We start from the raw sequence: 25589 nt of genomic DNA, 5'->3' as shown, positions 1-25589 counted from the left end.
CGTTTGAACACTACTTTGACGAATGCTCGTGCCTGCCGATCCAACAGCAGCTGATTAATACAGCTACCACACAGGTAATCACGCTACTCAGCCAGCTCGCCAATACCTGATTCCAAGTGTTCCAATAGCCCGCGCTCACTAAACTAAATACTGATATTAATCGCAATTGTTGCGACCAGTCAAACATTAACCGCCCAAAGGCAATAAAAAAAGTTAGCCCAAAGGTCGCGGCTAGTGACCACCACATTGTCGCCGTACGACTAACTTTATGACTACCAATAACCTCATAGATTACTTGGCCGCTCACTATTAGCGGAAACAGGCTCAACTGCATTCGCCAATATTGTAGCCAAGGAAAGGCAACGGTGTGTCCCAAAAATAGCGTTCCAGTAATTAGTAATGTCACTTGATTAACGACTATCAATGCTATATCAATACAAAGCATCATTAAAAAGACGTTTTGCCAGGTGTGTTTGCCCGTCACATGGCCATTTTCCTTTTTTGCCAGGCTAAGTAAAATGCCAGGCACAACCCATGATAAAAAGAACACAAAAACGCGTGTTTGCGCTAATATTGGCACAAACATTGCGAACTCAACACCACGTAATGACGCTAGCCAGCTCGTGAGACCAAGCGGCAATACGATGGCACAAGCGCATAGTAGCCAAAATAAACGATTGCGTTTTAATTGTTTCATCATAGTGATCATTGCTGTCACGATCTGCCTCCGGCCCTCTTACTAACATTTTTTCAGTAAATGGCGTATAATTTTTTGTTGAACTTTCATCATTTTGGATGTGTGGTTCAATCTATTTTAGCGCTAACGTGTCTGACTGTGCCAACTTCACAATTGACTGAGGAAATCACTGCCCTCGTTAGTGTCACTTATCTATTTTATTGTCAAAACGATTTTTATAATTGTTTACATAAATGTTGTTCACAAGGAGGCTTTTTCGTGTCCAATTCATCATCCGAATTTAAAGTGGTTGATGCCAATGGCAAACCCTATAACCGTTTGCTCCTCATCATCACAATGCTCATCGGAACGTTTAGCACATTTATCGTGCAAACGACCCTTACCACCGCGTTTCCAACTCTTATGCGGACGTTTAATATCAACGCAGACTCCGTTCAGTGGTTGACTACCGGATTCATGTTAGCGATGGGCATTACCATTCCTATTTCGGCATTTCTTCTGCAACGCTATAGTTCCAAAGCACTCTACTTAACCGCGATGGCCATTTTCTTTGTTGGTACCTTTATTTGTATGATTGCGCCAACGTTTGGCGTGCTCCTAGCTGGTCGTTTGATTGAAGCTGTTGCTGTCGGAATCACAGCGCCAACATTTCAAACAACGATGCTGACAATATTTCCACCGGAACGTCGTGGCTCAGCTATGGGTCTAGCCGGAATTGTTATCGGATTAGCGCCTGCTATCGGACCTACCTTGTCTGGGTGGTTATTGCTGAACTATTCTTGGCGAGCATTGTTCGTCGTCATTTTGCCATTTCCAGTCATTGTCTTCACCCTTGCTATTTTCACCATGCGCAAAATTTTCCCAACCAAGAAAACCAGTGCAGATTGGATTTCAGTCGCACTGTCCACAATCGGTTTTGGGAGCATGCTTTACGCATTCAGTAGCGTGGGGGCTAGCTCATGGACAGCGCCAAAAGTGTACATCACACTGATTGTCGGGATTATTTTCGTTGGCTTATTCATTTGGCGGTCACTGACAATTGAAAATCCGCTACTGCAATTGCGGGTGTTCAAATCACCAATTTATACTCTTTCCGTCATTGAAGTGGCCGTTGTTAACATGGCTATGATGGGCGCCGAAATGGTGGTACCGCTCTATATTCAAACGGTCCGCGGTGAATCAGCCTTTCACTCTGGATTGATTCTGTTGCCCGGAGCTTTAATGATGGGAATCATGAGTCCCATTACCGGTCGCATCTTCGACCGCATTGGCGCACGCCGTTTAGCAATCACCGGGATGTTCTTACTGACGATTGGAACAGCGTTCTTCGTCACATTGACGGAAACAACGCCGATTATCTTCGTTACCATCCTGTACACCATCCGGATGTTTGGAATCTCAATGGTCATGATGCCAGTGACAACAACTGGGATGAACGCTTTACCATTAAGCCTCATGAGTCACGGAACATCTGTTAATAACACTGGACGTCAGGTTTTCTCTTCAATGGGAACGGCCATCCTCATTTCCGTGTTAACAAACGTGACCAACTCAAACATGCCGGCTAAGTCGTTGCTGCACAGCACACCCCTTACTTACGGAACACATGCTTTATCCGCAACACTAGCGGGTTATCATGCGGCCTTCCTTACTGCAACGATCTTTGCATTAATCGGCCTCGTACTAGCCTTCCGCATTAAGCCAGGTAACTTAAGGAGGCGTGGATAATGGTCATTATCGCATTAATCATTGCAACGCTTGGATTATTTTGGGCCGTCGTTCTTCTCAATGGTCATCAATTACGCCGCTGGCTAATTGGCGTTTTCCTAATTTTATTCTTGGGCATGATTGGTTTACTGATTGCAAACGACAATTTTCAGTACGGCATGGTAAAGACGCATCAACAAACGACATCAACGTTGGTCTCAAGTATTCCAAATCAACCAGCTAGTGCGCCTAATGTCCTTCTCTATCAACCATTAGGCAATGGAACAGAAAAGGTCTATCTGTACCGGACCAACACGTCGCAAACCAAACCGCAAGCAGTACCAACTAAGCATGTCAGCTCTAAACTAAAAACAACGACGAGCGATCAGGCAACTTTAACCGTAACCACCACTCGTTGGCAATATCGTAACGATTGGCAACATGCGCTGTTTGCCTTTTCTGGCGAGCAAAACCGTGTTTCCCATCGTGATTACACATTCCGTTTGCCACAAACGTGGTTAAGTCTCAGCACCACCGAGGCCAAGCAACTTGCCAAGATTATGAAATCACCTGCCCAACAACAAGCGATTAAGGCAAAGGTTAGTGAACAGGTAGCCCAGGCCGTTAAACAAGATCCTAAAATGTCTGCTTCACAACGTTCTGCGTTGATCCAGAAGACAACAATCGCCGTAATTAAAGCGCAACTAAAATAAAAAAATTTAAAAAGAGTGGCGACTTAGCCTAACTAACGAATTAATAAACCGTTAGTTACGTTAAGTTGCCACTCTTTTCTTATTCTTGCTGGAGTCTCTGCGATAAGTCCAGCTGGAAACGACTACAACGTTCCCACAGCCGCCAGTTCCACCAAGTTTTGATCCGGGTCACGAACATACAACGACGTCATCGTCCCCTTTGCACCGTGGCGAACCACAGGGCCAGTTTCAATAATTAAATGTTGCTGCTCTGCCCATGTAACTAAAGCGTTCGGTGTCTTATCCGTCATGAGACAAAAGTCACTGCTACCAAACGTTGGATGTGCGGCTATCGGTAAATGAGGATGTGCTTTTATCTGGAGATTAATTTTCTGATGCGTAGACAGTCGAATCGCTGTCCGACCATCCTCGAATTGTTCAATGGGCAATCCTAACCGATCTCGATAAAATTTCACGCTCCGCTCAACATCGGCAACCGTAAGGACAAAATGATCAATTTCAAACGCACTCATTTTTTGTCAGCTTTCTTGCGGCTACCGGCATCCTTTTTAGTGTTGGAAATATTATCTTTTTTGTTGCCAATTTTCCCTTTAGCCCGTAACTGATCAAGATGTTCATACAGAATACCTTCACGAACACCATTCTCTGAAAAAATAACACGGCCGGCATCCAAGAATCGCATAATTGTGACAATCGGCGTAATCCCTGCCGCAATAATATCTGCGCGATCCTTTGAGAGACCAGGAATAGCCTTTCGCTCCGCCAAGTTATGTTCAATAATTTCCGCGTAAACATTGTCAACTTCAGAAACACTCATGCGAAAACCGTGAATATCCTCAAAGTCGGCCACATTTTTTTGTTTTCGCCGAATCTTTGCCAAGGTTCGGTTTGAACCGCCTAATGCGACGAGCGGTAAATTCTGCCCCCGTTGTAGCCACCACAGTCCATTGAACAATCGTTGAACAGCTGTCGACAGCCTAAATAAGTCAACTGCAGCGAGCTGATCCAAGCCGTGCTTTAAAAAGGTTTCCGACAAGTTGACCGAACCAAACGGCAAACTCACTAAATTTTGTTCCCGTCCGTTTTGAACCAAGACCAATTCACAAGAAGCACCACCGGTATCCATAATGACGCAGTTAGTCACGGGTAACGTATTGATCACTCCTAGGTAGTCGTAATGCGCTTCTTCCGTGCCGGAGATCACTTCAATGTTTAAACCATGAACCTCTGAACGTACCCGATCCAAAAACGCCTTTTGATTGGACGCATTGCGGACTGCCGCCGTTGCCACAGCCTTTAGTGTTAGATTGGGGAGTTGTGAATATTCTTCATAAAAGCCCTTCAGTGCTTCAATGGTTCGATCCATGGGGGCCTGTTGTAATGCGCCAGACTGTCCCATGTCTTCTGACAAACGAACAAACTGTTTGCTCATTTGGCTACGTTTAAAGCTACCATCGTCGTTGATTTCCGTAACCGTCATCCGACACGAATTGGAGCCTAAATCAATGACCGCAAAATTTTCCACAATTGCCCTCCTTATCAAACTCGCTCAACGTTTAATCTCAAGTCACTCGTCATCAGAATCGTCGTCATTGGCGCCATCAGTAGCCGTTTCATCCAAAGGCCGCATCAGCGGTACGAATGGCGTCTGCGGTTGACTAGTTGCTAACTTGGCATCTGCTTGTGATTTGTGAGCTGCTTCTTTGATCAAGCTATCTTGAACATCTAGTGGTGCTAAGCCACGACGGTCCACCTTTTGCCACGTACCATCTGCATGTAACACGCGCGTTTTGACATTATCATGCCACATTTGATCATAAATGTGGCCTACCCGTTCTTTGATATCATCTTGGAGGATAGGAAAGAGTAATTCTACCCGCCGGCTAATATTACGTGTCATCAGGTCAGCTGATGATAAGTACAATTGATGCTCGCCATTCGCATAAAAGTCATAAATACGGCTGTGTTCCAGCAAGCGGCCAACGATAGAATGAACGGTAATGTTATCAGATACACCAGGCACACCGACCTTTAAACATACGATACCGCGGACAATCAGGCTTATTTTAACGCCGGCGGCTGATGCTTCATATAATTTTTCAATCATGCCCTTATCGGACAATGAATTCATCTTCATCTTGATGGCCGCCGGTAAACCAGCCTTAGCATTGGCGATCTCATCATCAATGCGATCGTACAAAAAGCCACGTAACGTTGTCGGTGCAATAGCCACCCGTTCAAAGTGATCAGGCTCGCTAAACCCAGACAGCATGTTAAAAATGTTTGAAGCGTCAATGCCCATCAATGGATCTGCCGTAAACAGGCCCATGTCAGTATACAAGTGCGCCGTCACATCATTATAGTTTCCCGTTGCCATATGCATGTATCGTTTGATGCCGTCGGGTTCTTGACGAACGACTAACAGTAACTTACAGTGCGTCTTTAAACCGACCAGTCCATAAATAACATGACAGCCCTCACGTTCAAGCATTTGTGCCCACTTCACGTTATTTTCTTCATCGAAACGTGCTTTTAATTCCACAAGCACGGTAACTTGTTTCCCATTACGTGCAGCCTGTGCTAAGTACTTAATGATTGGTGATTGTGAAGAAACCCGGTACAGCGTCATTTTAATGGCTAACGTGTCAGGATCTGTCGCCGCTTCATGCACAAACTTCACGACTGGATCGAAACTATCATACGGATGTTGAACAAAAATATCGCGCTTTTTAATTTCGTCAAACAGATTATCCTGACGCAACGCTGGTTGAATATAACCGGTGAACGACGGATACATCAATTCGCTGTGTCCTTTCACCTGCTTAACTAGCTTGCTCAAGAAGCGCAAATCGATGGGACCCTTAATGTCATAAACGTCCTTTTCTCGTGCCTGCAAATCGTGAATCAGTTGTTTTCTCAACTGTTTGGACATATCAGCTTCGATTTCCAAACGCATAACTTGTGTATGATCACGAACAGCTAGTTCATGTTCAACTTCCTTTAGTAAGTCGCTGGCATCTTCTTCTGTCACGTCAAAATCCATGTCACGAATTACACGGTACGCACGCGCCTCTTTCACTTTAAAGCCAGAAAATAGTTCACCTAAAAAGTGCTTAATGACTTCTTCTAACAAGATAAACTCGTTCATGCCAGGCAAACTAACCACTCGGTTAAATGTATCTGGTACCTGAATCGTTGCAAAGCGGTGTTCTTTTTTGCCACTTTCTTCATCCTTGGTATTCTTAACCAACCGCAAAGCGATGTTTAATGTATTGTTACTGATAAACGGAAATGGTCGGGAAACATCCACTGCCATTGGTGTCAGCACCGGGTACAACACTTCACGGAAATACTGCGTTAGGAAACTGACCTGGGCAGAATTCAATTCGTCATACTGACGCAAATGAATGCCAATTGTTTCCATCTGGGGCACGATTGAACGATTTAACGTACTGTATTGTTTTTCAACCAACTGGTGAACCTTTTCGCTGATTGCTTCCAGCTGCTCACTAGGTTGCATCCCCGACACATCTGGCTTGGTGTAATTAACATCTTCCATCTTACGCAGTGAGGCCACACGGACCATGAAAAATTCATCTAAGTTACTTTGCGTTATCCCAATAAACCGTGCTCGTTCCAGCAAAGGATTATTTTTGTCACGCGCTTCTTCCAATACTCGGTCGTCGAAGTCAACCCAGCTTAGCTCCCGGTTGACATATAAACTTGGATCTGAAAAATCCATCCTTATCCCTCCTGTCGGTTCAACTCTCCTATTATTGATTCAAACCGAATACGTGTCATTTCGCCACTGCCGCTTAGCAGTTCTTTAAAAATCGATACACCACTAAAATCGACCAGTTCTCCTCAAAATCGGCGTCATACCGTAAACCTCTTCGAAGAATTTACGTTTGCCATTGAAAGTCCAAGTCTCCAACTCAATGTCATCATTAGCGGTGGCATGGATGATGATTTCTGGCTTCTTGATAGAAACACTGATTTTAGAAATCTTATGCAGTCGACTGTCATCTAGCGCATCTGCCAAACGTAAAATAGCCGCCAGCTTTACCATCACTAACCGATTATCCATTGTGATGTTAAAACGGCTCAAATCAGCCGATACCGTTTCCGAACTGTGGTACCGGGCAATGGCAGCCACTTCGACTTGTTCATCAGCGCGCAAGCCCAACATTTCGGAGTGATTAATAATGTACTCGGAGTGAAAAGCATGTTGCGTACTATCAATGAACAAACCACTGTCCTGCAAAATAGCGGCCAATTGGAGTAGCAGACGCTCACGAGAACCCAATCCATGAATCTTCTTCAAACGGTCAAATAACTGGGTTGCAAACAACACGACAGACTGTTGGTGCCGTTCGTCGACGTGAAATCTACGTGCCAACTCGTAAGCTGCCCCCAGCATAACCTGACTAACCGCATCGGTATTCCGTGGGTGCTTCTTCCGACTCATTTCTTCATCCACGACACACCCATCAATCACTTTAAAGTCAGTTAAGTGAATTGACTTTGTGTGCAAATGATTGAAGACCTCATCCAGCAATAGGAAGAGTGGTAACACCTCATTAACTTGGTCAGCCGGTAGATTATTTTGGTTCAACATGTCCTGCGGCGTCATTTGTACAACTGACTGGAATTGTTTATCGAAGTCTTTGCGACTTAACTGAACGTACCGTTTACCCTTGGGAATGAGGTTCTCCAACAAATTCAGCTTGGAACCCATCAAAATAACCTTGTCAAACGGCTCATCGGGTAAGTATTGATATAAACTCACTAGCTTTGAATGCAAATAATCGCTAAGGACTTCCTGATAGGACTCCACTTTATGCTCTAAATTCTGCAACTGGGTCGCAACTTGAAGCGGACCTAGGAACAACTCCCGGGTTAACGTTAAGTGCCCATCAACAAACATCATAAAATGCACCATGCTGGCGCCAACCTGCATCAGCACTGTTCGACCACTAATAAGCTCATTGAAGTTGGGTAACAATTGCGCTGCTTCATAAGAAAATAGCGATTCCTCATTGACCGTCATAAAATGCAAGGTCACACCCGTCATGATGTAGATGTGATCCCGAATATAATCAATATTCTCTGCTCTGGTAATTGTATGTGAGGCCACCAGGCGATAATCCGTCACGTTATAATCCTTCAGCAATTGTAAGAAACGCTGAAGAATCGTGACAACTTCGTCAGACCGTTCCGGGTCAATTCGTTTCCCCGCAAACAAATCGTTGCCTAGATGAATGGGTGCACTGACCCGCTCAATGACTGCTTGTCTCTTAACATCAACGATAATTAGCTGCATGTCCTGCGCGCTAATCACCATTGCGCCATATAAACTTCCTTTGGCCATGACATCCCCCTCTTACTTATTTCACGCTTTTTTGTCCGTTTGCAAATGATTCAAAATTTCATGTAACTGTTGTTTTTGTTCATCGGTAACCGTTGGATATTCTGGCTTCAAGGCTGCCAATCTGGTCGTTAAAATGTCTGACACAACCATCCGTGAATTCCATTTAGAATCTGACGGAATGATGTACCACGGATTTTCCTTTGTGGCCGTGTGATTCAGCATATCTTCATAAGCTTTCTGGTAATCATCCCAAAAGGCACGTTCTTTGATGTCAGCTGCGGAAAACTTCCAGTTTTTATCAGGCACTTCAATTCGCTTTTCAAACCGACGCTTCTGTTCATCGCGCGAATAGTGGAGGAAGAACTTCACCATGATAAAACCGTTGTGCTTTAAATATTCTTCATAGTGAGTGATGTCACGAAAACGTTGATTAAAAAAGTCATCCGTGACGTCGCTAAGCTGGTTAATACCAGGTAAATGCTGGCCCAACAGAATCTCTGGATGAACCCGGCTAATCAACACGTCCTCATACTGGGAACGGTTGAAAATTTGAATACTACCGCGACGTGGGAGTGCAGAAGAAATTCGCCATAAATAATCGTGAGCCAACTCATTACTTGTTGGTTGCTTGAAACTCACCACTGATGTGCCTTCTGGGTCTAGACCGCTCATCACGTGACGAATCATGCTGTCCTTACCGGCCGCATCCATTCCTTGTAACAACACAACCACACCGTAGCTAGATTGTGCATATAAACGCGACTGGAGATCTGCCAGCTTAGTAATATTATCAGCCAGCTGAGCCTTGATTTTATCCTTGTCTGGCACGGGGCTTGGCAAACTGGTTGCCTGATTCTTTAAATGAAGCCGTTCACTACCATCAAAACGATATTCACTTTCATAATTCATCCTACCCACTCCCAACTTTCTTGCTAAAATCCTTGGCCATTTCATGTTAACTTCCTGCCAATTTTCTTAGCAATTCTCTTGCTAACTTTATTTTACTGGCTTCCCTAACAAAGTTAAATCAAATTAAGCAAAAACACGCCCCTTTTTGGAAATTGTCGAAAAACTTGTTCTTGAGTGAACAAACTATGCTACCGTTATGATGTAAGTTTGTTTGATTCGCCAGTGTTCGTTGTCCTTACGAATTAGACTGAAAACACGGTGGCATCGGCCACAAATACGGAGGATTCTCATGATTAAAATGGTTGCTTTGGACTTAGATGGCACTCTATTGACGAGTGACAAAAAAATCAGTCTACGTAATGAAAAGATTTTAAAACAACTCCATCAGAAAGGCATCAAAGTGGTGCTCTGTACTGGTCGACCAATCAACGCCATTTGGAAATATATTGAACAGCTTGGCCTTACCAACGAAGACGATTACACCATCACATTTAATGGCGCATTAGTTATTCAAAATGTCGGCCACCAAAAGCTATTTCAACAAGGGATCAGAAAGGAAGATTTATCCTTACTTCACGAATACTGCAGTGAACACCACTATCCACTCGACGTCTTGGACTTTGAACAGGTTTGGCCATTGGCTGACTTGCCTGACTCCTATTACGAAAAAATGCTCAACGCGGGATTAACCTTTACTCATCGCGATTTCAAAGACTTACCCGAGGGTGACTACAGCAAGGCTGTCATGTCCTACGATGCAGACGTACTGGACGAAGCCGTTGCTAACCTCACACCGGCAATGACAGCCAAATATCACGCAGTTCGCTCACAACCAAAGATTCTTGAATTTTTGGATAAAGACATGGACAAACATGTTGGCCTTAGCGCCTTGTTGAAACACTACAACATGACGTTTGATAACCTGATGTCATTCGGTGATGCTGAAAACGATCTAGGTATGTTGAAAGCAGCCAAAGTTGGCGTAGTTATGGATAATGGCAAACCCGAAATCAAAGCGGCGGGAACCGACGTTACGGGTAACAACGATGACGACGGTGTCGCTCAATTTTTAGAAAAGTTTGCCTTCTAAAATTGACGGAACCATCTTCTCATACACTTAACATACGTAAAAAAATTGGCTATGTTCGTTTGAATTGAACATAACCAATTTTTAATAGACTGTCACATATTTTTACCTAAAATATAGGAGGTTTATATGAAAGTATTACTTGGGCTAAAGGGCAGTACGGATCCAGCACAATACCGTAACCGACTCCAGTATCATCCCGATGTCTTCGAATTTTATTTAGATCAACACGATTTAACCCCTGAAGGCCTCGCTCATTTGCAGGATGCCATTGACGAAGCGAAGGCTGTCACGCCAAGAATTGTGATGCACCAACCGATGCGGTATGGCAAGTGGTTCAACGAAATGGTCACGCCGGAAAAAGAAATGCCGGACTTGTACCATTTTTTACGGTACAGTTCCGACACGTTGCTAAATTTAGCCGTTAAAAACGACATTCAGTTATTACTACATGGTTCTTACTCGCGGCAAACGCAGCATTTCATCGACCTGTATCCCAATTTTGAAACAGCTCAACATGTTGTCTTCGAACGCTTGGATGAATACGCCAAACAAGGCGGTGACCACATCATGTTCGAAAATTCTATCTCGCCACTATTTTTCTATGGTGATCCTCACATGGATCAGGTTATTTTCGATCGTAACTACCGGTTGGCGTTTGATACCAGCCATTGTTTCATCAAGAATCACGGCAGCAATGACGTGTTAGCAGCATCCCTAGCCAAACTGGGTGAACATGTCGTTCACTACCACCTCGTCGATTCAATGGGCCTAACGCACGATAGCCTAACGCTTGGGCTTGGCCGGATTGACTGGGCTCGCGTGCTGCCGTTGCTGAATCCTAAAGCATCCAGCATTTTCGAAATTAATCTGGCAGATTCTACCAAAGCCACCGAAATGCTCAACTCATACGACTACCTAAAACAAATCGCAGCAAATTTAGATTAGCATTGCGAACATTGCAAACGCATTATTTGCAAAGTGGAGACCAATGTCAAAGCGGATATCTTTTGTTTGAACATAAGTTGTCGCTAAGATAGCACCCATGACAAAGTACACCCACGCATCTGGTGTCCACAAATTTGTGTGCAGTTGGGCAAACAGCAGGCCGTTCACGATGATTCCCAGGATTTTCACCCACCGTTTGTTCAACTTCATGAAGAAGTAATTAAAGAACAGCCCACGGAAAATGAGTTCTTCCAGGATTGGTGCGCCAAACACGCCAAAGTACAAGGTTAACCACGGCGTTGTCTTAAACATCTGTTCAATGGCCTTTTGATTTTCCGACGACTTGCTGTGAATCAAGCCTTCTGCCACGATCAACACAATCAGTGCCAGCACCATCAGTCCAAGAACGAGCCATTTGTGACGTCGGGTAGGCTGTTGATCAAAGTAAAGCGGTTCACGGTTAGCTAATCCATTTTGATACGCTCGCCATAACGCCCAGAATACTAAAATACTTACTATTGTGGTAATTACGCCAAACGTGATTTGGGCAGGTACACTCGTCAATCGGAGCATGCTGGGCAGTTGTGAAGGCGTTGCTGCCACTTGTTCAAGCAGGAACAGGCCAAACATTGCGCCGGCTCCCATTAGATACCTTCTGATACGGTCTGCTGTCATTTATCGTCACCACTTTTAATCCATTTATTAGGCATATCATAGGCAGTATGTTGCGACGAGTGCAAGGAAAACTGTCTTGACTAATTTTTATATTAGCAAACGTAAACACGCTGGCCTCTCAAAAAAGCTGAGAAGTCAGCGTGTTTTTTATCATACTGTTTGAAGTTGTACAAACTTTACTACCGCCTGCGGTTGTCAATATTGAAACACTGTCGTGGGACCGATTCGAGCCTGTTAAACCACAGTCTCTCATCTCGCCATGAAGCCGAAATCCACGTCTTCATGACCGTCCGTGCTGTAAATTCGGAAAAACACCGAATCAACAGCACCTTCACGACTTGGTTGCAATATTGACGCCCTTCGGCTACGCATGAAAACATTAGGGATGTTAGTTAAGAACTAATCTATCAAATTAGCCGTTTTCTCTTATGTTGTATAACGCTAACTGACTCACACTATCGCCGGACTTCTGTGCCTCTGTCAGTGCCGTTCTCAACAAACGCGTCGGAACGTATGACGATGATGTCGTTGGCTCATAATCAATTTGATAAGCCTTGGTAGTTCCTGAGGACGTTACGGGAGCGACCCAAATACGATAATGACTTCCTGCGCGCAAGCCATCAAAACGAACCATGTTTTGCTCTGATGTACCAGACAATGCTGCACTAGACAATCTTAAGGTGATCGGAGCTGACCATCCTGACGGTGCCTGTCCACTTGCTAGGCCTGATGGCAAGTCAGTCGCCGTTTTTGTCAGCGTGTAGTTGCTAACTGTTTCTGTACTGATTTTTTTGGCAGGTGCCTTTTTAGGCGTCGTTTTTTTAGTTGAACTCTGTGAAGCCGATTTTGATGAATCCTTCTTCGATGTTGCCTTTGTTGATCTTGACTGCGTTTGGCTAGTGGCTGGCTTCGACTCTGCCACCGGTTTAACGGTCAGCGCGCCGACACCGATTGCCGCCAAAGCAACGATTAAAATATAAATATAATTGCGGGGCCGCATAAAAACCTCCTCAGGGGGTTGCTGCTTAAGAACAGAACAATAACTTTAATGCATAATTATCGCCTCAAACGGAAACGGTGTCAAATTTGCACAGTTTGCGCGCAATTCTGCCAAACTCATAAAACGCGGTCAATTGAGTGCGTCAGTAATCTTCGCATTGGTATCAAACTGATATTTTAGACCACTTACGATTGCGACTGGAATACCTGCATCACGCTGTCCCATCTCCAACCCAGCCGCAGCAGCGACCATATCACACAATGTCTCCGCAGACCGCATTGGCGTTAATCCATACACACCAATTGCTACTTGTGTTGCACCCTTTTTGTCAGGCCGTCCATCACTATCTGTAATGACAACAGACACGGGCACACTAGTTAATCTTGTTATTGTCTCCGCAATACGTTTGGCTGATCGGTCTGGATCCCTTGGTAACAGAATAGCTGATTGTGAATCGAGTTTATCTACGCCAGCGCTCGTTAAAAACAGGCCGTTCGGTAGCCGTGCACCTATAAATTTCTCACTAATCGTTAGCTGTGCACTAGCATCATCAATTTCATTCAACATTAACTGAATTAAACGAGCATCTTTGCGAGGAACCTGTTGATGAATCTTCATTGCTTCAGCTGACGGTTGAACGCTAGACAACAAAACTTGCCGTTCCTCAGCAACTGAAACAACTTTCGATGCCACGCATAATATGTCATACGGTTTGATTACAACATCATTATCATGGAACGCTGTGACAATCAGTTTTCCAATATCATCTTTTGCCTCAATTTGGCTGATGCCTTTTAAACCAATCACTTCTATCAAGAGCTCATCTTCCTCATATCATTTAATATTAACGAAGTTTTAAATCACAGAGATCAGATTATTAAGAAAATGAAGTGCAATGCTGTACTTAATATCCTTGGTTGTCACATACGTTGTCGCAAAAATCATGCCCATCACTGCGTAGACCCACATACCTGGTGAGAGTAGCGATGTGTGCAAACTGGCAAAAAATAATCCGTTGACAACAATTCCTAAGACTCGTTTCCACGGGTTAGCCATTCCCTTGAAAAAGAAAACAAAAAACAGTCGTCGAAAAAGCAACTCCTCAATTATTGGTGCTAGAACAATTTCGACATATGCGGTAAGAATTGGCATCCCTTTCATAGACTGTTCAATCATTTTCTCGTTTTCTGGCATTGGCGTTTTAACAAGTGGTTCAACGATTAAAAAAATGATTAATGCGAGAAACATGACGCCAAACATCAGCCATTTATGATTACGAGTAGGCTGATGCTCAATATACGCATTACCATAATAGCGTCGGGCATCATCGATCGTATACAATTCTAGCCAGATAAATAGAATTGAAGTAATTGTCACCAAAATAATAAAGAGCCATTGATAATTTCTAGTTTCCGGTATGCCAATCATTTCAGGCATGTGTACTGGAAGTTGTGACGTTTGATACAAAAATAGCATCACCCAAATGGTGATAATACCAAGGACATAACGACTAATTTTTGCTTTCATAAATAACACCTGCCTTATATCATCATTTATAATCTTTTTAATTATTCTACAACGAATGCAGTGTTTACACACGAAATGGCTTTTAACAACGTTTACACTGAATTATTTTTAATGGTAAAAGTAAAAGTCCTAAATCGGGTTTTAATGATGTTGAAATATCGATCATTACCAACAGACTAGCGGAACTCTGTTTGCTCAACTTCGGTGATTCTGTCAAAATGCAGAGCACAATCTGAGCTGAAGGGCGTCAAACATGAATGCAAGTCGTGAACGTGGTGTAAATCAGGCGGCTTTTATGCCTGATTTACACCACAGGACGGTCGTGAAGACGTGAACTTCGGCTTTACGGCGAGGTGAAAGACGGTGAACTTCCGGCTTGAACCGGTCCCACGGCGGCGTGCATGTTTGACAACCGCAAGCGTCAGCTTAACCATTAACTGACCTCTGCATTAACAAAATGAGTACAGCAAAAAGTCGCTACCAATTTTTCATCGGTAACGACTTTTTCAAACTTCATTTACTTCAAAGAATACTTAATCTTAGTAGGCACCGCGAGTCTTAGTTTCAACACCCTTACCGTCGTAATCCTCTTCCAAGATTTCCTTCAATTCAGAAATCAGAGGTTCCTTAGGGTTGGCAGTTGTACATTGATCTTCGTAGGCCAATTCTGCTAATTTGTCGACAGTTGCATCGAAATGCTTCTTGTCCACGCCGTTAGCCTTCAAGCTCAATTCAACACCGACACTGTGTGCCAAGTCGATAAATGCTTGAACCAATGCTTCAACTAATTCTTCAGTCGTGTCACCCTTCAAACCAAGGTAACGAGCAGCTTCAGCGTAGTCTTCGTCAGCACGGTAGTATTCGTACTTAGGCCACATAGCCAACTTAGTAGGCATCTGGGCGTTGTAACGAATCGTGTGTGGCAAAGTGATGGCGATACATAGACCATGGGCTAAGCCGAATTCCCCACCAAGTTTGTGGGCAACAGAGTGGTTAACACCCAAGAATGCGTTAGCAAAGGCCATACCAGCTAAGGTTGAAGCGTTGTGCATTTCTTCCTTGGCATGGGCGTCACCATTGTATGAAGCAGTCAAGTTGTTGTAAACCAACTTCAAGGCTTGTAATGACCATGGCTTCGTGTAGTCTGAGGCCAAGCTTGAAACGTATGATTCAATGGCGTGACAGAAGACATCCAAGCCAGAGTAAGCGATTGTCCGCTTAGGAACTGTCATGATGAACTGAGGGTCCACGATGGCAACGTCTGGTGTCAAAGCATAGTCAGCCAATGGGTACTTAACGTGAGTCTTGGAGTCAGTGATAACAGCGAATGGTGTTACTTCTGAACCAGTACCTGAAGTAGTTGGGATAGCAACGAACTTAGCCTTGTTAGGCTTTTCAAACGTGTATGTCCGCTTACGGATATCCAAGTACTTCTGCTTAGCACCGAAGAAGTCTGCATCTGGGTGCTCGTAGAACATCCACATGTTCTTAGCGGCATCAAGTGGCGAACCACCACCGATGGCGATAATCGTGTCAGGCTTGAATTCGTTCATCAAACGAACACCGCGGTCAACCGTGTCAGTTGATGGGTCTGGTTCAACCTGGTCAAAGACTTCGATTTGAATGCTGGTAGCGTTTGGACGTTTGCGAAGACGATCGCGGACGATGTCAACGTAACCGTTCTTAACCATTGAAGGTGAAGCAACGACGAAGACTTTTTCGACGCCTTCCATATCAGTTAAGTAACGAACAGAGTTCTTTTCAAAGTAAACTTTACTTGGAATCTTAATCCATTGCATGTTATTTCTCCGTTTGGCAATCGTTTTAACGTTGATTAAATCAAATGATGAAACGTTGTGCGAAACGGCGTTCTTACCCCATGAACCAGTTCCTAATGTTAAGGAAGGAATCATGTTGTTGTAGATGTTACCAATCCCACCAACGGCGGAAGGTGTGTTAATCAAGACACGGCTAGCCTTCATGCGAATACCGAATTCGTTCATCAAATCTTGATCTTCACTTTGGAGACCGGCTGTATGACCAAGGCCACCAAAGTCTAGTAATTCTTCACAAGTCTTCAAAGCTGCTTCACGTGTTGCTGCCTTGTAAACGGACAAAACTGGTGATAATTTTTCAGCTGACAATGGGTAATCAGGACCAACGCCATCGATTTCAGCTAACAGCACTTTAGTGTCTTCTGGGACTTTGATGCCAGCTAATTTAGCAATTTCGAATGCTGACTTACCAGCGATAGATCCTTTGACACCGTGTGTAACTGGGTTAAACATTGCATCGGCCAACTTCTTCTGGTCAGCCTTCTTGATAACAACTGAGCCCAAACGTTTGAATTCAGCCATTACGTCATCGTAAATGTCGGCATCGATAACAGCTGAGTTTTCAGAAGCACAAACCATCCCGTTATCAAACGTCTTAGATAAAGTAATGTCGTTAACGGCACGTTTGATGTTAGCAGACTTTTCAACGTAGACAGGACCGTTACCAGGTCCAACACCTAAGGCAGGCTTACCAGTTGAGTAAGCAGCCTTAACCATGCCAGGACCCCCAGTAGCTAACGTTGAGGCAATACCATCGTTATTGATCAACAGGTTCGTTGCTTCAATAGAAGGTGTTTCGATCCATTGGATCATGCCTTCAGGAGCACCGGCTGCAATCGCAGCGTCGCGAACAACTTTACCAGCTGCCACACAAGATTTTTGTGCTTGTGGGTGGAAAGCAAAGATGATTGGGTTCCGTGTCTTAACGGCAATTTCTGCTTTGAAGACAACCGTTGAAGTTGGGTTAGTAACCGGTGTGATACCAGCAATAACACCAAGTGGTTCAGCAACTTCAGTGATTTCTTCAACATCATCTTCACGAATGATACCAACAGTCTTGTCATCCTTGATCTTGTGCCAAATATTTTCTGAGGCAAAAATGTTTTTAATTGCTTTATCTTCAACAACACCACGGCCTGTTTCTTCAACAGCTAGCTTAGCTAGTTCCATGTGTTGGTCCAAGGCAGCCATGGCCATTTCGTGTACGATGTGGTCAATGCGCTTTTGGTCAAAGTCGTCCATTTTGGCTAATGCTTCATGGCCCTTGTCGACTAACTTCTGAATCGTTTCTGCGATATCAGTTGTGTCTTTTTCAGCCTTCTTATCAGTTTTAACAACCATTGTTTGATTTCCTCCATCAATTTAAAGGTTATTGTTATCTCTTTCACAATTAGTATCATATCACCATGTAAAAACTTTGCAAGTCCTTTTGCTCACAAATTAACAAATAAAATTTTAGTAAGCGTTTACATCTTTATTATCAAGGGGTTTAGTTCCGTAACATTTTTTCTAACAGCACTTTTTAAAATTTGAAAACCCATTGTGAATATTTAAACTAGTCATCAAATATATGTGCAGTACTGCGCTAACTTACGTAAATGATGACGCAACAACCGTAAGATACAAATAATCGCCGTAAAAATCTTGATGATCTTCACGGCGATTATTTATGTCATAACGAATAAGCGTGTTTTTGAAAGGACCAGCAAAACAAGGTCCACATTTAAAAACTAATATTCTGGTGATTCATCCGGTGTCGGAACATCCATTCCTCGATCTACCTTAGAACGACCGGTCGCGTAATCAAACTGAAAATCAGGCTGTACATTGAAGATATACACATTAAAATTCAAACTACCATCCGTTGAAATCGCCTGTAAATGGACACCATTAGCCATCTCGTTATCTCCTTGAAAAATGGCCTGGGCCTGATAAATAACTTTCTTATTATCACGCAGTGCATTGCGCACCTTGCTTTCGTAAATCGTTTGTAGTGTTTGATTGCTAAAAGCCGTTTGGGTGAACAAGTTCTTGGGATTGTTCTGATCGCCCGATTCATTGTTTGGACTGTACTCGCCATCCTGATCAATCCCGCCTGATAGTGAATAGGCAATCAAATGACCGCGATTAATAATTGCTTGGCCGTTGACCATCTTTTGGTGCCAGCCTGTGGGTTGGACGTATTGTCGAACCCTCAGCGAATCGTTGGCCACGTTGTGCGACTCTAAATAGGCTGTATTGGCCGTTGACGTCCGGTTTTCATTATCCAGTGAACTGTAAATCACATGATTACGTTGCCAATCATTCTTGTTTAGCGTACTGCGATTATGGTTGACCGCAACCACCGCAGGTTTACCCGACGCATAAGTTAGCTTCGCTAAAGCAGCAGCATCCGTAGCTTGAGTACTTCCTTGACCAGATGTTTGTTCATGACTGGATTGAGTCGTCTGTTGTTGACTTTGATTGACTGGCCCGCTGGCCTGACGACTCAACGTAAACGCCCCAAAGACAATTGCGACAACTACCGCTGCTACTACAGTGTATATTACATTCTGGCGATTTCGCATGTTTTCTCCCCGTCTAGTTATCTTTGTATTTTATTCTACCTAATAAACAGAAATGACGGGGCACATTGCGCAAAAAAAGTTCATGACCCAAACTGGATCATGAACCGGAATTTACTTCTGTTCAACTGGCTTTGGCTTCACGATCTCTTTCGTGAGTGCCAGTAACTTCTCTGACTTCATCTTATCTAATACTGCATTAACAGCAATCTTCATCATTTGATCATTCAAATTGGTCGCCGCGTCCGTGCTCAGCGTGCCCTGCAGACCGGCCAGCATAAGGTCAATAAACGTATCATAAGCTCGTTTAGGGAATAAGCTTGCAGTAACTTGATCCATCCCCTGGCGAATTGTATCCATCGAATACGTTGGCTTCAGCAAACCTATCAACAAGATATCTGCCACCTGCATCACCTGATACTTCTTCTTTACTGGTGCCAAAATAATGTTGTGTTTAACGTAATTATTGATCATTGCCGGCGTCACCGAATCAACATCCAGTGGCCCCAGGGTGTCATTAACATAAGCAACAACTTGATCCATATAAAGATCAAACTTTGGTAGTTCATCCCACTTAGGTAGTTTAACCTCCGCAAGGTGTTGTTCCCACTTGTGATAGTCATTAAAAGAATCAGCCATGCTCATTGTCCTCCTTAGACACTTTGACTAGTTATGCTCTAAGGATAGAATAACAGCTTCATCTAGTTTTGTAAACTAGATGAAACTGTTATTTAACTATATTATGGTCTATTCACATCACGAAAGGCAATGTTGATATTGCTAGTTGCTTCAAGTTCATCGTAATAAGCAGCCATCGTCGCGTCATAATACGGTGTTACCCACAGTGTTGCAATCCCGAGTGAAATCCCGCACAGCAGCCACCAACCAATAAAGCTTAGTTGCATCACAAAGTATTCCCATTTGTGTCCAATCATCAACTGCCGGCTGAGTGCCAAACTCGTCCATACCCCCGACCAGATGGACGCTTGCGGATCACTATCGTGCAAATCTTTGTAAACATAAACTGACTGCGAAAACATCAAAGCAAAAATAAATCCTGGAATGATTACTAACACAAATCCGATTCCAATTATAAAACTTGCAATTATCCCCATCGCAAGCAAGCCAAAGATAGCTGCTGAACCGATAACCCGAAAGGCATCAGTCCCGGGATTTACCGTCCGTTTGGGATTACGAATCCAGTCTAGGAACGTGTAGGTGACACCAAGATTAATGCCCCACGCCAGCACACTCAAAATAAATGGCCAAAATGACATATGAACATTCATATGTGTCATATCAGCGTAAAAATTGGCCTGATGCGTCGTCTGATACGAGCCGCTGAACCATGACAAAAGCAGTGGAATAATTACCAGCAGAATTGCCCGTCCCCAGTGTCCACGCAACAAATCCTTTGCATCTTGCTTTAACTCAGCTCTTGTTTTCATTAAAAAGTACCCCTTTCAAATGGCGCTGTTGACATGACGCCAACAAAGTCCCTGAAATAAAGGTACTTGAAAAGTTGCTTAAACACAAATTGTTTGTCGCTATTATTATCTTTATGAGTTTAGGCATGTTGTGCAATCTGTTCACGATTTTCAGCGGCTAGTGCAACATAGTAGCCCGTCACCGTCAATTGATAATACGGCGCTAACCAAATGAAACCAATTCCAAAAGTAGCAATACTCAACAAAAGCCATCCAAGAAAACTCAACTTCAGTTTGAATAGCTCCCATTTATGACCAATCATCATCGACTCACTTAGAGACACGCTGTTGATTACTCCTGACCAGACGTTCATGTTCGAATCTGCTTCGTGTTGATCCTTATAAATATAAACTGACTGCGAAAACATGAGCCAAAAGATAACGCCAGGGACGATTAAGAGACTGCCGATCAAGATAACAAAACTCATAAACAGAGCCTGTACTAATAACGCTAACATTGTATTTATGGATAATCCAAATACGTGATCTGGTAGTGACTGGTTGATGACATCCTTATCTCTGACCCAATCTAATAGTGTATACATGACCCCAATCGACAACGCTACCGAAACAATGGTAAATGACAAACTGGGCTGATCAACAAAGAAACTATTGCTTGGCCATTTAAAGTTACCATAAAGATAACCCCATGAGATCAATCCCAAAATCACTGGCACAATCGTCAGTTTAATTGCACGTTGCCAGTTACCGCGCAACGTCTGACGTGCATTTTTCTTCAATTCAGAATTGGTAAGCATGATGATTCCCCCGTTCTGATAATCAACTTAGCAATACATTATTTTTCTATAATATATTCTGAACCAATCCAAAATAAAAGCAAAACGTCTTGTGTAATAACAACGTTTTGCTTTTATTTTTTCACCTATACCAATCAATTAACTTCTCGATTAATCGTTGCCCTCAATCAGCGTATCCAACACCCGATTAATATCGTCAAACTGATAGCCCTTACCATATAAAGTTCGTTTAGTCCGATTCAATCGTTCCCGATCATCATAGCGACGATTGCGCCGCCAAACTTTCTGAGCTTCATGCGTCAATAAGTCCGTTTCTGTATCTTCGTCACGTGTGAGTTCAATTTGATTCATGACTTGATCAATGGTTTCGCGTTGAAAACCTTTAGTCATCAGTCCTTGAATAACCTTTTGCTTTTGCGTCGAAAACGGCTTTCGAGCGTAATGTTTTGCTAGCTTTTCTGCCACCGCCACGCCATTTTCGACCAATTCATCGTCCTTAAATTCAACCAATGCGTTATCAATTAGATTCTCACCGATCCCTTTTTGACGCAAATGTTGACGAATAACGATTGGCCCCTTGTCCGATGTATTGCGCATTGTGCGAACATAAGCACTTGCGTATGCTTGATCATCCAGAAGATTAAACTCTCGTAACCGCTCCAATGTGGATTCAATGACGTCATCATCAATCTCCAGTGTTTTAAGCTTGTCCGTAACTTCTTTTTCAGAGCGCAACTGACCGGATAAATAGTCTAGCGCTCGATTATAAGCTTTAGCGACATCATCTGCCGCGATAATTTCCGTTTGTAAGTCTTTATCGATGACCATTCCCTTAAAAATTCGGTATTTGATCATGACTGACTCACTGATAGGAAAAGCATACTTACCATCTAAATAAACGTTGTAACGACCGGCGCGTTTCTGCGCTTCAATCATCGTCACTTCGTTTTTAGTCCGACTGGTTCGCGAACTATGCACAGTCGGCGCTTTCTTGTGTTTAGCCAAGAGATCGGCCGCAATGTCAGCGCCGTTAGTTGAACTCGTATGTGGTTTGGAACGTTTTGATTTTGGTACACCCACATCGCCAATTAAAATTGGTTTATTTTCGTGATCGCTCATTGTGGCCTCCTTGTTTACCAAATTTGATCAATTTTTTCTATTATTCAATCCGCGGTGTTGGTACTTAACCGTGACACTTCCCGATTCCACCACCACGCAATACTCAGTAAGAATAAAGCGATGAGAACCATGACGATATCTTGCCAATCACGACAAACCCAAATAACCGCGCCAGCAATCATAGCCACGCACGTTGCGTTGCCAAACAACAAACGCCAATGTTCGTTTGCACGATGAGAACCATAAGTGGCTAACATCATCGCAGAACCACCTAAGAAAAACCACAGTCCAATCGTCATTAGTAGTGCAAATTGCCAGCCGATTAGCTCATGCTTTAAGTATAACGTCACAATCGCAGCGACTAAGTCTAAACCGACAAATACAAAGTAATGGATGTTAATGAGTGCGATGCCCGCCGTCCGTTTGTGCCGGTCAATACCTTGTTGATAAATCGTAAAGTAGACCCAAAAGAGCGCCACAATAATGAGAAAAAACGGAATCGACAACCAGTCAAAATGGTGAACATCCACAACTTCGGTAACCGCGATAATCGCTTCACCAAACAGTAACAACGTAAACAACGAATACCGTTCCGTCAAATGTTCAAACATCGCTGGAAAGGCGGTCAATCTGTCTTTCATAAAAATTGGCGCAATGTTGGCATAAATCATCGACAAAATATAAACAACCTCACGAACACTGTATGGCGCCCACGGAATGATCGTAATGGCACCGATGACACTGGTAATAATTAAAATACGCGCCAGCCCATAAGCCACTTTCAGTTGTCGTGGATCCGTTAAATGACGACTGCGTAATAAGTACTGAACGGCAATGCTAAACAGTAGCAGCGAGGTTGCCCCGGGAAAGGCAATCTGTGTGGACGCAAAATTCGGTGTCAGTGACTGTGACAACACAATCACGATAAACATGTCAAACAACATGAAGATGCTGTGTTGAATGTTCTCTTGAAAAAAACGGTTAACCAACACCGTTTGATATGTCCACACCGTCCAAAACATAAACACCATGACAGCAAATTCGACCAAATACAATGCAGGAATGGTGTCATGGTGCACTAAATGTAGAACTGTCGTGATGCGACTAATCGCATAGGCAAAAATCAAATCGTAAAACAGCTCGATGTTACTTACTTCTGAATGTTGACGCAATTCTCTCATGAGCTACACCTACTTTTGCGGCTGAACAGCAGATGATTCGCCCATAACTTTCTCTTCGTAAGCTATAACATGAGCGGGATAATCAGGAAAATCGAAGCCAAGTTGATCTGCAACAATCCGCGCCGTTTCGATAAACAGTTGGCTGGCAGTTTGCAACGATTGCCACGTTGCCGCCGTGCTATCCAAACGATACGTTTCAATCAGCTTATCGTAGTCCTCTGTCGGTAATTTATCCTTCAGCCGACTGTCATTCTTACCAACACTGATCTGAAAGTTAGTGTTAACGCCCACTGACCACTCCAACATCTTTAAGAGTTCTGCACGGACTGGCGTTTCCATATATTGGTTGGCATACAATAGTTCACCACGTTTGAGTCCCTTCATGACGTACAAACTGACCCAGAAAAACTCATTTACACAATTTTGATAGTCCTCTTCCGTCGGCTGAGTAATGTGAAAATCCCAGTCAGAAGTCTCAGGTTGCGCCTGAACCGGATGATCCTTGTCAAAAATCACTGTGTTTAAGTGTTCCGCCGCTAAATAGGCATCCATATCACCCACGCAGGCGATCTTAAGATCCAGCCGATTTCCATCCGTAAACTGCATTAAATATGGATACCATGGTTGCATTGTGCCACTAAACAGTGCACCCGTTGGCTTTTGCATCATCAATCGCTCGCCAAACACATTTAACCAGTCATCATTTTGCCGAAACGGTGTCGGGTCCTTTACAAAATAAGTAATATCAAAATCTGCAAACTGATCCTGGTGGGCCACCGGATTGTTACGTGAACCCTCCATGCCAATCGCCCGAATATTGTCGTCCTTCTCGGCAACGGACTGAATTAATGTCATCATTTCTTGTGCACTACGCTGTGTCATGATGTTCCTCCTAACAACCCCAAACTCACGGTTACTCTTATGAGCAATTATAGCGCAGGTTTTGACGCAGGTCTTTGATTAGCCTTAGTTAAACATACGCAAAAAAGTACGTTTGAAACGAAAAAAGATGGTTTTATCAGCAGGAAATGTGCTGGTAAAACCATCTGATAAATCATTACCTAGAAAGTTTGTTTAAACTAGTTAATTTCAATATCGTGATTACGTTCTTCACTGGCATCCGTCTTAGGCAACTTGATGGTCAATACACCGCCATCGTAATGCGCTTCAATGTTATCACGATCAACGTTTGGCAAATAGAATGAACGATTTACATTACTGTAACTACGTTCATGGCGAAGAACACGCCCATCATCATCTTTGTCCTCACGGTTGTTTTCATGTTCAGCTTGAATGGTCAATGTATCATTGTTGTACTGCAACTTAATGCCATCTTTTTTAAAGCCAGGCAACTCGGCACTCACTTCGAAATCCTTGTCATGTTCAACCACATCGGCGCGCATTGAGCCACCGTGGCGTGTCATGTCAAACATGTTGCGTGGGAAACCAAAGAAAAAGTCGTCCTGAGGGTCGTTAAAATCATCATTTCTTAAATCGTAACGCATATCAAAAGCCTTCCTTTTCAATAGTCTTAAATGGTTACTCCCATCTACACAGATTATAATAGTCAGTATTGGTCAAACTTTCAAGTGGTTTGACTTATTATTTCAAATTATTGTCGTCTGCGTACAGGCCAGTTCTTTTGATGCGGTCGCGTCTCGCAGACCGAAAACGCCGTCCCATGAGGAACCGTTTCAGCCTCCTGAGAACCGGAGTCTTCAACCTCGATTCTGAGCCTCAGCCCGTCTCAGAACTCGTTCCACACTACTAAATGGCCAAAGTACGCCCATTAAGTAGTGTCGACATGGGACTCTGTTTCCAGTCTGCTCCACTCGGCTACACAGCGGTTTTCACTGTACTGTTGTGTCTTGCTAACAAATTTTGAAACAATAAAAGACCGCGAACTTTTTATTGCGATAATCCCTCTGTGGTTGTCAGATGAAATAATATAATTCATCTGACAGTTACGGAGGGATTTTTTGTATGCCCAGAACTAAATATACAGCTCCAG

The 25589-nt window shown here is 43.4% G+C and carries 23 protein-coding genes; 4 read left to right on the top strand and 19 right to left on the bottom strand.

Features of this window, described 5'->3' with window-relative positions:
• Window positions 1-10 precede the first annotated feature (10 nt).
• Complete coding sequence (locus GB993_RS11835; RefSeq protein WP_161004442.1) at window positions 11-718, bottom strand: hypothetical protein; 708 nt, start codon at window positions 716-718, stop codon at window positions 11-13.
• A 237-nt stretch (window positions 719-955) separates the two neighbouring features.
• Here GB993_RS11835 and GB993_RS11830 point away from each other — a divergent pair, with 237 nt between their 5' ends.
• A complete protein-coding gene (locus GB993_RS11830; RefSeq protein ID WP_161004441.1) occupies window positions 956-2425 on the top strand; it encodes a DHA2 family efflux MFS transporter permease subunit in 1470 nt (489 codons plus the stop codon).
• Entirely contained in the window at window positions 2425-3117 is a 693-nt protein-coding gene (locus tag GB993_RS11825) for a DUF4811 domain-containing protein (RefSeq protein ID WP_161004440.1), read from the top strand. Before GB993_RS11830 ends, GB993_RS11825 begins: the two co-directional genes overlap by 1 nt.
• Before the next feature lie 122 nt (window positions 3118-3239).
• On the opposite strand, the gene GB993_RS11820 is transcribed toward GB993_RS11825, so the two are convergent.
• From GB993_RS11820 to GB993_RS11800, 5 genes are all read right to left on the bottom strand, one after another.
• Window positions 3240-3629, bottom strand: a complete 390-nt coding sequence (locus tag GB993_RS11820; RefSeq protein WP_161004439.1) for a VOC family protein — start codon at window positions 3627-3629, stop codon at window positions 3240-3242.
• Window positions 3626-4645: a Ppx/GppA phosphatase family protein gene (locus GB993_RS11815; protein ID WP_347877361.1), complete on the bottom strand. Its 1020-nt coding sequence runs from the start codon at window positions 4643-4645 to the stop codon at window positions 3626-3628. The genes GB993_RS11820 and GB993_RS11815 overlap by 4 nt, the downstream gene beginning before the upstream one ends.
• Window positions 4646-4684: 39 nt before the next feature.
• A complete protein-coding gene (locus tag GB993_RS11810; protein WP_161004437.1) occupies window positions 4685-6859 on the bottom strand; it encodes an RNA degradosome polyphosphate kinase in 2175 nt (724 codons plus the stop codon).
• 102 nt (window positions 6860-6961) lie between these two features.
• Entirely contained in the window at window positions 6962-8488 is a 1527-nt protein-coding gene (locus GB993_RS11805) for a Ppx/GppA phosphatase family protein (protein ID WP_017261568.1), read from the bottom strand.
• 21 nt (window positions 8489-8509) lie between these two features.
• Window positions 8510-9397 (bottom strand): polyphosphate kinase 2 family protein, encoded by an 888-nt coding sequence (locus GB993_RS11800; RefSeq protein WP_161004436.1) that lies wholly within the window; start codon window positions 9395-9397, stop codon window positions 8510-8512.
• Window positions 9398-9686: 289 nt separating this feature from the next.
• On the opposite strand from GB993_RS11800, the gene GB993_RS11795 reads away from it, so the two are divergent.
• Both GB993_RS11795 and GB993_RS11790 read left to right on the top strand, forming a co-directional pair.
• Entirely contained in the window at window positions 9687-10487 is an 801-nt protein-coding gene (locus GB993_RS11795; RefSeq protein WP_161004435.1) for a Cof-type HAD-IIB family hydrolase, read from the top strand.
• Between the two features lie 126 nt (window positions 10488-10613).
• Window positions 10614-11432, top strand: a complete 819-nt coding sequence (locus GB993_RS11790; RefSeq protein WP_161004434.1) for a sugar phosphate isomerase/epimerase family protein — start codon at window positions 10614-10616, stop codon at window positions 11430-11432.
• On the opposite strand, the gene GB993_RS11785 is transcribed toward GB993_RS11790, so the two are convergent.
• The 13 genes from GB993_RS11785 to GB993_RS11725 form a co-directional block, all read right to left on the bottom strand.
• Window positions 11424-12107 (bottom strand): CPBP family intramembrane glutamic endopeptidase, encoded by a 684-nt coding sequence (locus GB993_RS11785; protein ID WP_161004433.1) that lies wholly within the window; start codon window positions 12105-12107, stop codon window positions 11424-11426. The two genes, GB993_RS11790 and GB993_RS11785, sit on opposite strands and share 9 nt — an antisense overlap.
• A 412-nt stretch (window positions 12108-12519) precedes the next feature.
• The gene (locus GB993_RS11780; protein WP_161004432.1) at window positions 12520-13107 is read right to left on the bottom strand and encodes a hypothetical protein; all 588 of its coding nucleotides are present in this window, start codon (window positions 13105-13107) and stop codon (window positions 12520-12522) included.
• 129 nt (window positions 13108-13236) lie between these two features.
• Window positions 13237-13914: a coenzyme F420-0:L-glutamate ligase gene (locus GB993_RS11775; RefSeq protein WP_347877360.1), complete on the bottom strand. Its 678-nt coding sequence runs from the start codon at window positions 13912-13914 to the stop codon at window positions 13237-13239.
• A 48-nt stretch (window positions 13915-13962) separates the two neighbouring features.
• Window positions 13963-14634 carry a CPBP family intramembrane glutamic endopeptidase gene (locus GB993_RS11770; protein ID WP_161004430.1) on the bottom strand — a complete coding sequence of 224 codons (672 nt, stop codon included), beginning with the start codon at window positions 14632-14634 and terminating at the stop codon, window positions 13963-13965.
• A 539-nt stretch (window positions 14635-15173) separates the two neighbouring features.
• Entirely contained in the window at window positions 15174-17810 is a 2637-nt protein-coding gene (gene adhE / locus GB993_RS11765; RefSeq protein ID WP_161004429.1) for a bifunctional acetaldehyde-CoA/alcohol dehydrogenase, read from the bottom strand.
• Window positions 17811-18199: 389 nt separating this feature from the next.
• Complete coding sequence (locus tag GB993_RS11760; RefSeq protein WP_161004428.1) at window positions 18200-19036, bottom strand: DNA/RNA non-specific endonuclease; 837 nt, start codon at window positions 19034-19036, stop codon at window positions 18200-18202.
• 111 nt (window positions 19037-19147) lie between these two features.
• Complete coding sequence (locus GB993_RS11755; RefSeq protein WP_017261580.1) at window positions 19148-19672, bottom strand: DUF1836 domain-containing protein; 525 nt, start codon at window positions 19670-19672, stop codon at window positions 19148-19150.
• A 101-nt stretch (window positions 19673-19773) separates the two neighbouring features.
• On the bottom strand, window positions 19774-20481 hold the full coding sequence (locus GB993_RS11750; RefSeq protein WP_161004427.1) for a DUF975 family protein: 708 nt from the start codon (window positions 20479-20481) through the stop codon (window positions 19774-19776).
• 119 nt (window positions 20482-20600) lie between these two features.
• A complete protein-coding gene (locus GB993_RS11745) occupies window positions 20601-21278 on the bottom strand; it encodes a DUF975 family protein (RefSeq protein ID WP_161004426.1) in 678 nt (225 codons plus the stop codon).
• A 150-nt stretch (window positions 21279-21428) separates the two neighbouring features.
• Complete coding sequence (gene recX / locus GB993_RS11740) at window positions 21429-22214, bottom strand: recombination regulator RecX (RefSeq protein WP_162854136.1); 786 nt, start codon at window positions 22212-22214, stop codon at window positions 21429-21431.
• A gap of 227 nt (window positions 22215-22441) precedes the next feature.
• A complete protein-coding gene (locus tag GB993_RS11735) occupies window positions 22442-23578 on the bottom strand; it encodes a low temperature requirement protein A (protein WP_161004424.1) in 1137 nt (378 codons plus the stop codon).
• 9 nt (window positions 23579-23587) lie between these two features.
• Window positions 23588-24460: an aminoglycoside 6-adenylyltransferase gene (locus GB993_RS11730; protein ID WP_161004423.1), complete on the bottom strand. Its 873-nt coding sequence runs from the start codon at window positions 24458-24460 to the stop codon at window positions 23588-23590.
• Window positions 24461-24657: 197 nt separating this feature from the next.
• Window positions 24658-25083, bottom strand: a complete 426-nt coding sequence (locus GB993_RS11725) for an Hsp20/alpha crystallin family protein (RefSeq protein WP_161004422.1) — start codon at window positions 25081-25083, stop codon at window positions 24658-24660.
• Between the last annotated feature and the right edge of the window lie 506 nt (window positions 25084-25589).

The organism is Furfurilactobacillus milii, assembly GCF_009864005.1.
GTDB lineage: Bacteria > Bacillota > Bacilli > Lactobacillales > Lactobacillaceae > Furfurilactobacillus > Furfurilactobacillus rossiae_B.
Note: the sequence above shows the minus strand (reverse complement) of the source record. Positions and strands in the feature narration are given on the sequence as shown.

What these genes read in the sequence shown, in the direction of transcription:
- GB993_RS11825 (WP_161004440.1), top strand. Translation starts at nt 2,425, where the DNA reads ATGGTCATTATCGCATTAATCATTGCAACGCTTGGATTATTTTGGGCC.
- GB993_RS11820 (WP_161004439.1), bottom strand. Translation starts at nt 3,629, where the DNA reads ATGAGTGCGTTTGAAATTGATCATTTTGTCCTTACGGTTGCCGATGTT.
- GB993_RS11810 (WP_161004437.1), bottom strand. Translation starts at nt 6,859, where the DNA reads ATGGATTTTTCAGATCCAAGTTTATATGTCAACCGGGAGCTAAGCTGG.
- GB993_RS11805 (WP_017261568.1), bottom strand. Translation starts at nt 8,488, where the DNA reads ATGGCCAAAGGAAGTTTATATGGCGCAATGGTGATTAGCGCGCAGGAC.
- GB993_RS11800 (WP_161004436.1), bottom strand. Translation starts at nt 9,397, where the DNA reads ATGAATTATGAAAGTGAATATCGTTTTGATGGTAGTGAACGGCTTCAT.
- GB993_RS11795 (WP_161004435.1), top strand. Translation starts at nt 9,687, where the DNA reads ATGATTAAAATGGTTGCTTTGGACTTAGATGGCACTCTATTGACGAGT.
- GB993_RS11790 (WP_161004434.1), top strand. Translation starts at nt 10,614, where the DNA reads ATGAAAGTATTACTTGGGCTAAAGGGCAGTACGGATCCAGCACAATAC.
- GB993_RS11785 (WP_161004433.1), bottom strand. Translation starts at nt 12,107, where the DNA reads ATGACAGCAGACCGTATCAGAAGGTATCTAATGGGAGCCGGCGCAATG.
- GB993_RS11780 (WP_161004432.1), bottom strand. Translation starts at nt 13,107, where the DNA reads ATGCGGCCCCGCAATTATATTTATATTTTAATCGTTGCTTTGGCGGCA.
- GB993_RS11770 (WP_161004430.1), bottom strand. Translation starts at nt 14,634, where the DNA reads ATGAAAGCAAAAATTAGTCGTTATGTCCTTGGTATTATCACCATTTGG.
- adhE (WP_161004429.1), bottom strand. Translation starts at nt 17,810, where the DNA reads ATGGTTGTTAAAACTGATAAGAAGGCTGAAAAAGACACAACTGATATC.
- GB993_RS11760 (WP_161004428.1), bottom strand. Translation starts at nt 19,036, where the DNA reads ATGCGAAATCGCCAGAATGTAATATACACTGTAGTAGCAGCGGTAGTT.
- GB993_RS11755 (WP_017261580.1), bottom strand. Translation starts at nt 19,672, where the DNA reads ATGGCTGATTCTTTTAATGACTATCACAAGTGGGAACAACACCTTGCG.
- GB993_RS11750 (WP_161004427.1), bottom strand. Translation starts at nt 20,481, where the DNA reads ATGAAAACAAGAGCTGAGTTAAAGCAAGATGCAAAGGATTTGTTGCGT.
- GB993_RS11745 (WP_161004426.1), bottom strand. Translation starts at nt 21,278, where the DNA reads ATGCTTACCAATTCTGAATTGAAGAAAAATGCACGTCAGACGTTGCGC.
- recX (WP_162854136.1), bottom strand. Translation starts at nt 22,214, where the DNA reads ATGATTGAAGCGCAGAAACGCGCCGGTCGTTACAACGTTTATTTAGAT.
- GB993_RS11735 (WP_161004424.1), bottom strand. Translation starts at nt 23,578, where the DNA reads ATGAGAGAATTGCGTCAACATTCAGAAGTAAGTAACATCGAGCTGTTT.
- GB993_RS11730 (WP_161004423.1), bottom strand. Translation starts at nt 24,460, where the DNA reads ATGACACAGCGTAGTGCACAAGAAATGATGACATTAATTCAGTCCGTT.
- GB993_RS11725 (WP_161004422.1), bottom strand. Translation starts at nt 25,083, where the DNA reads ATGCGTTACGATTTAAGAAATGATGATTTTAACGACCCTCAGGACGAC.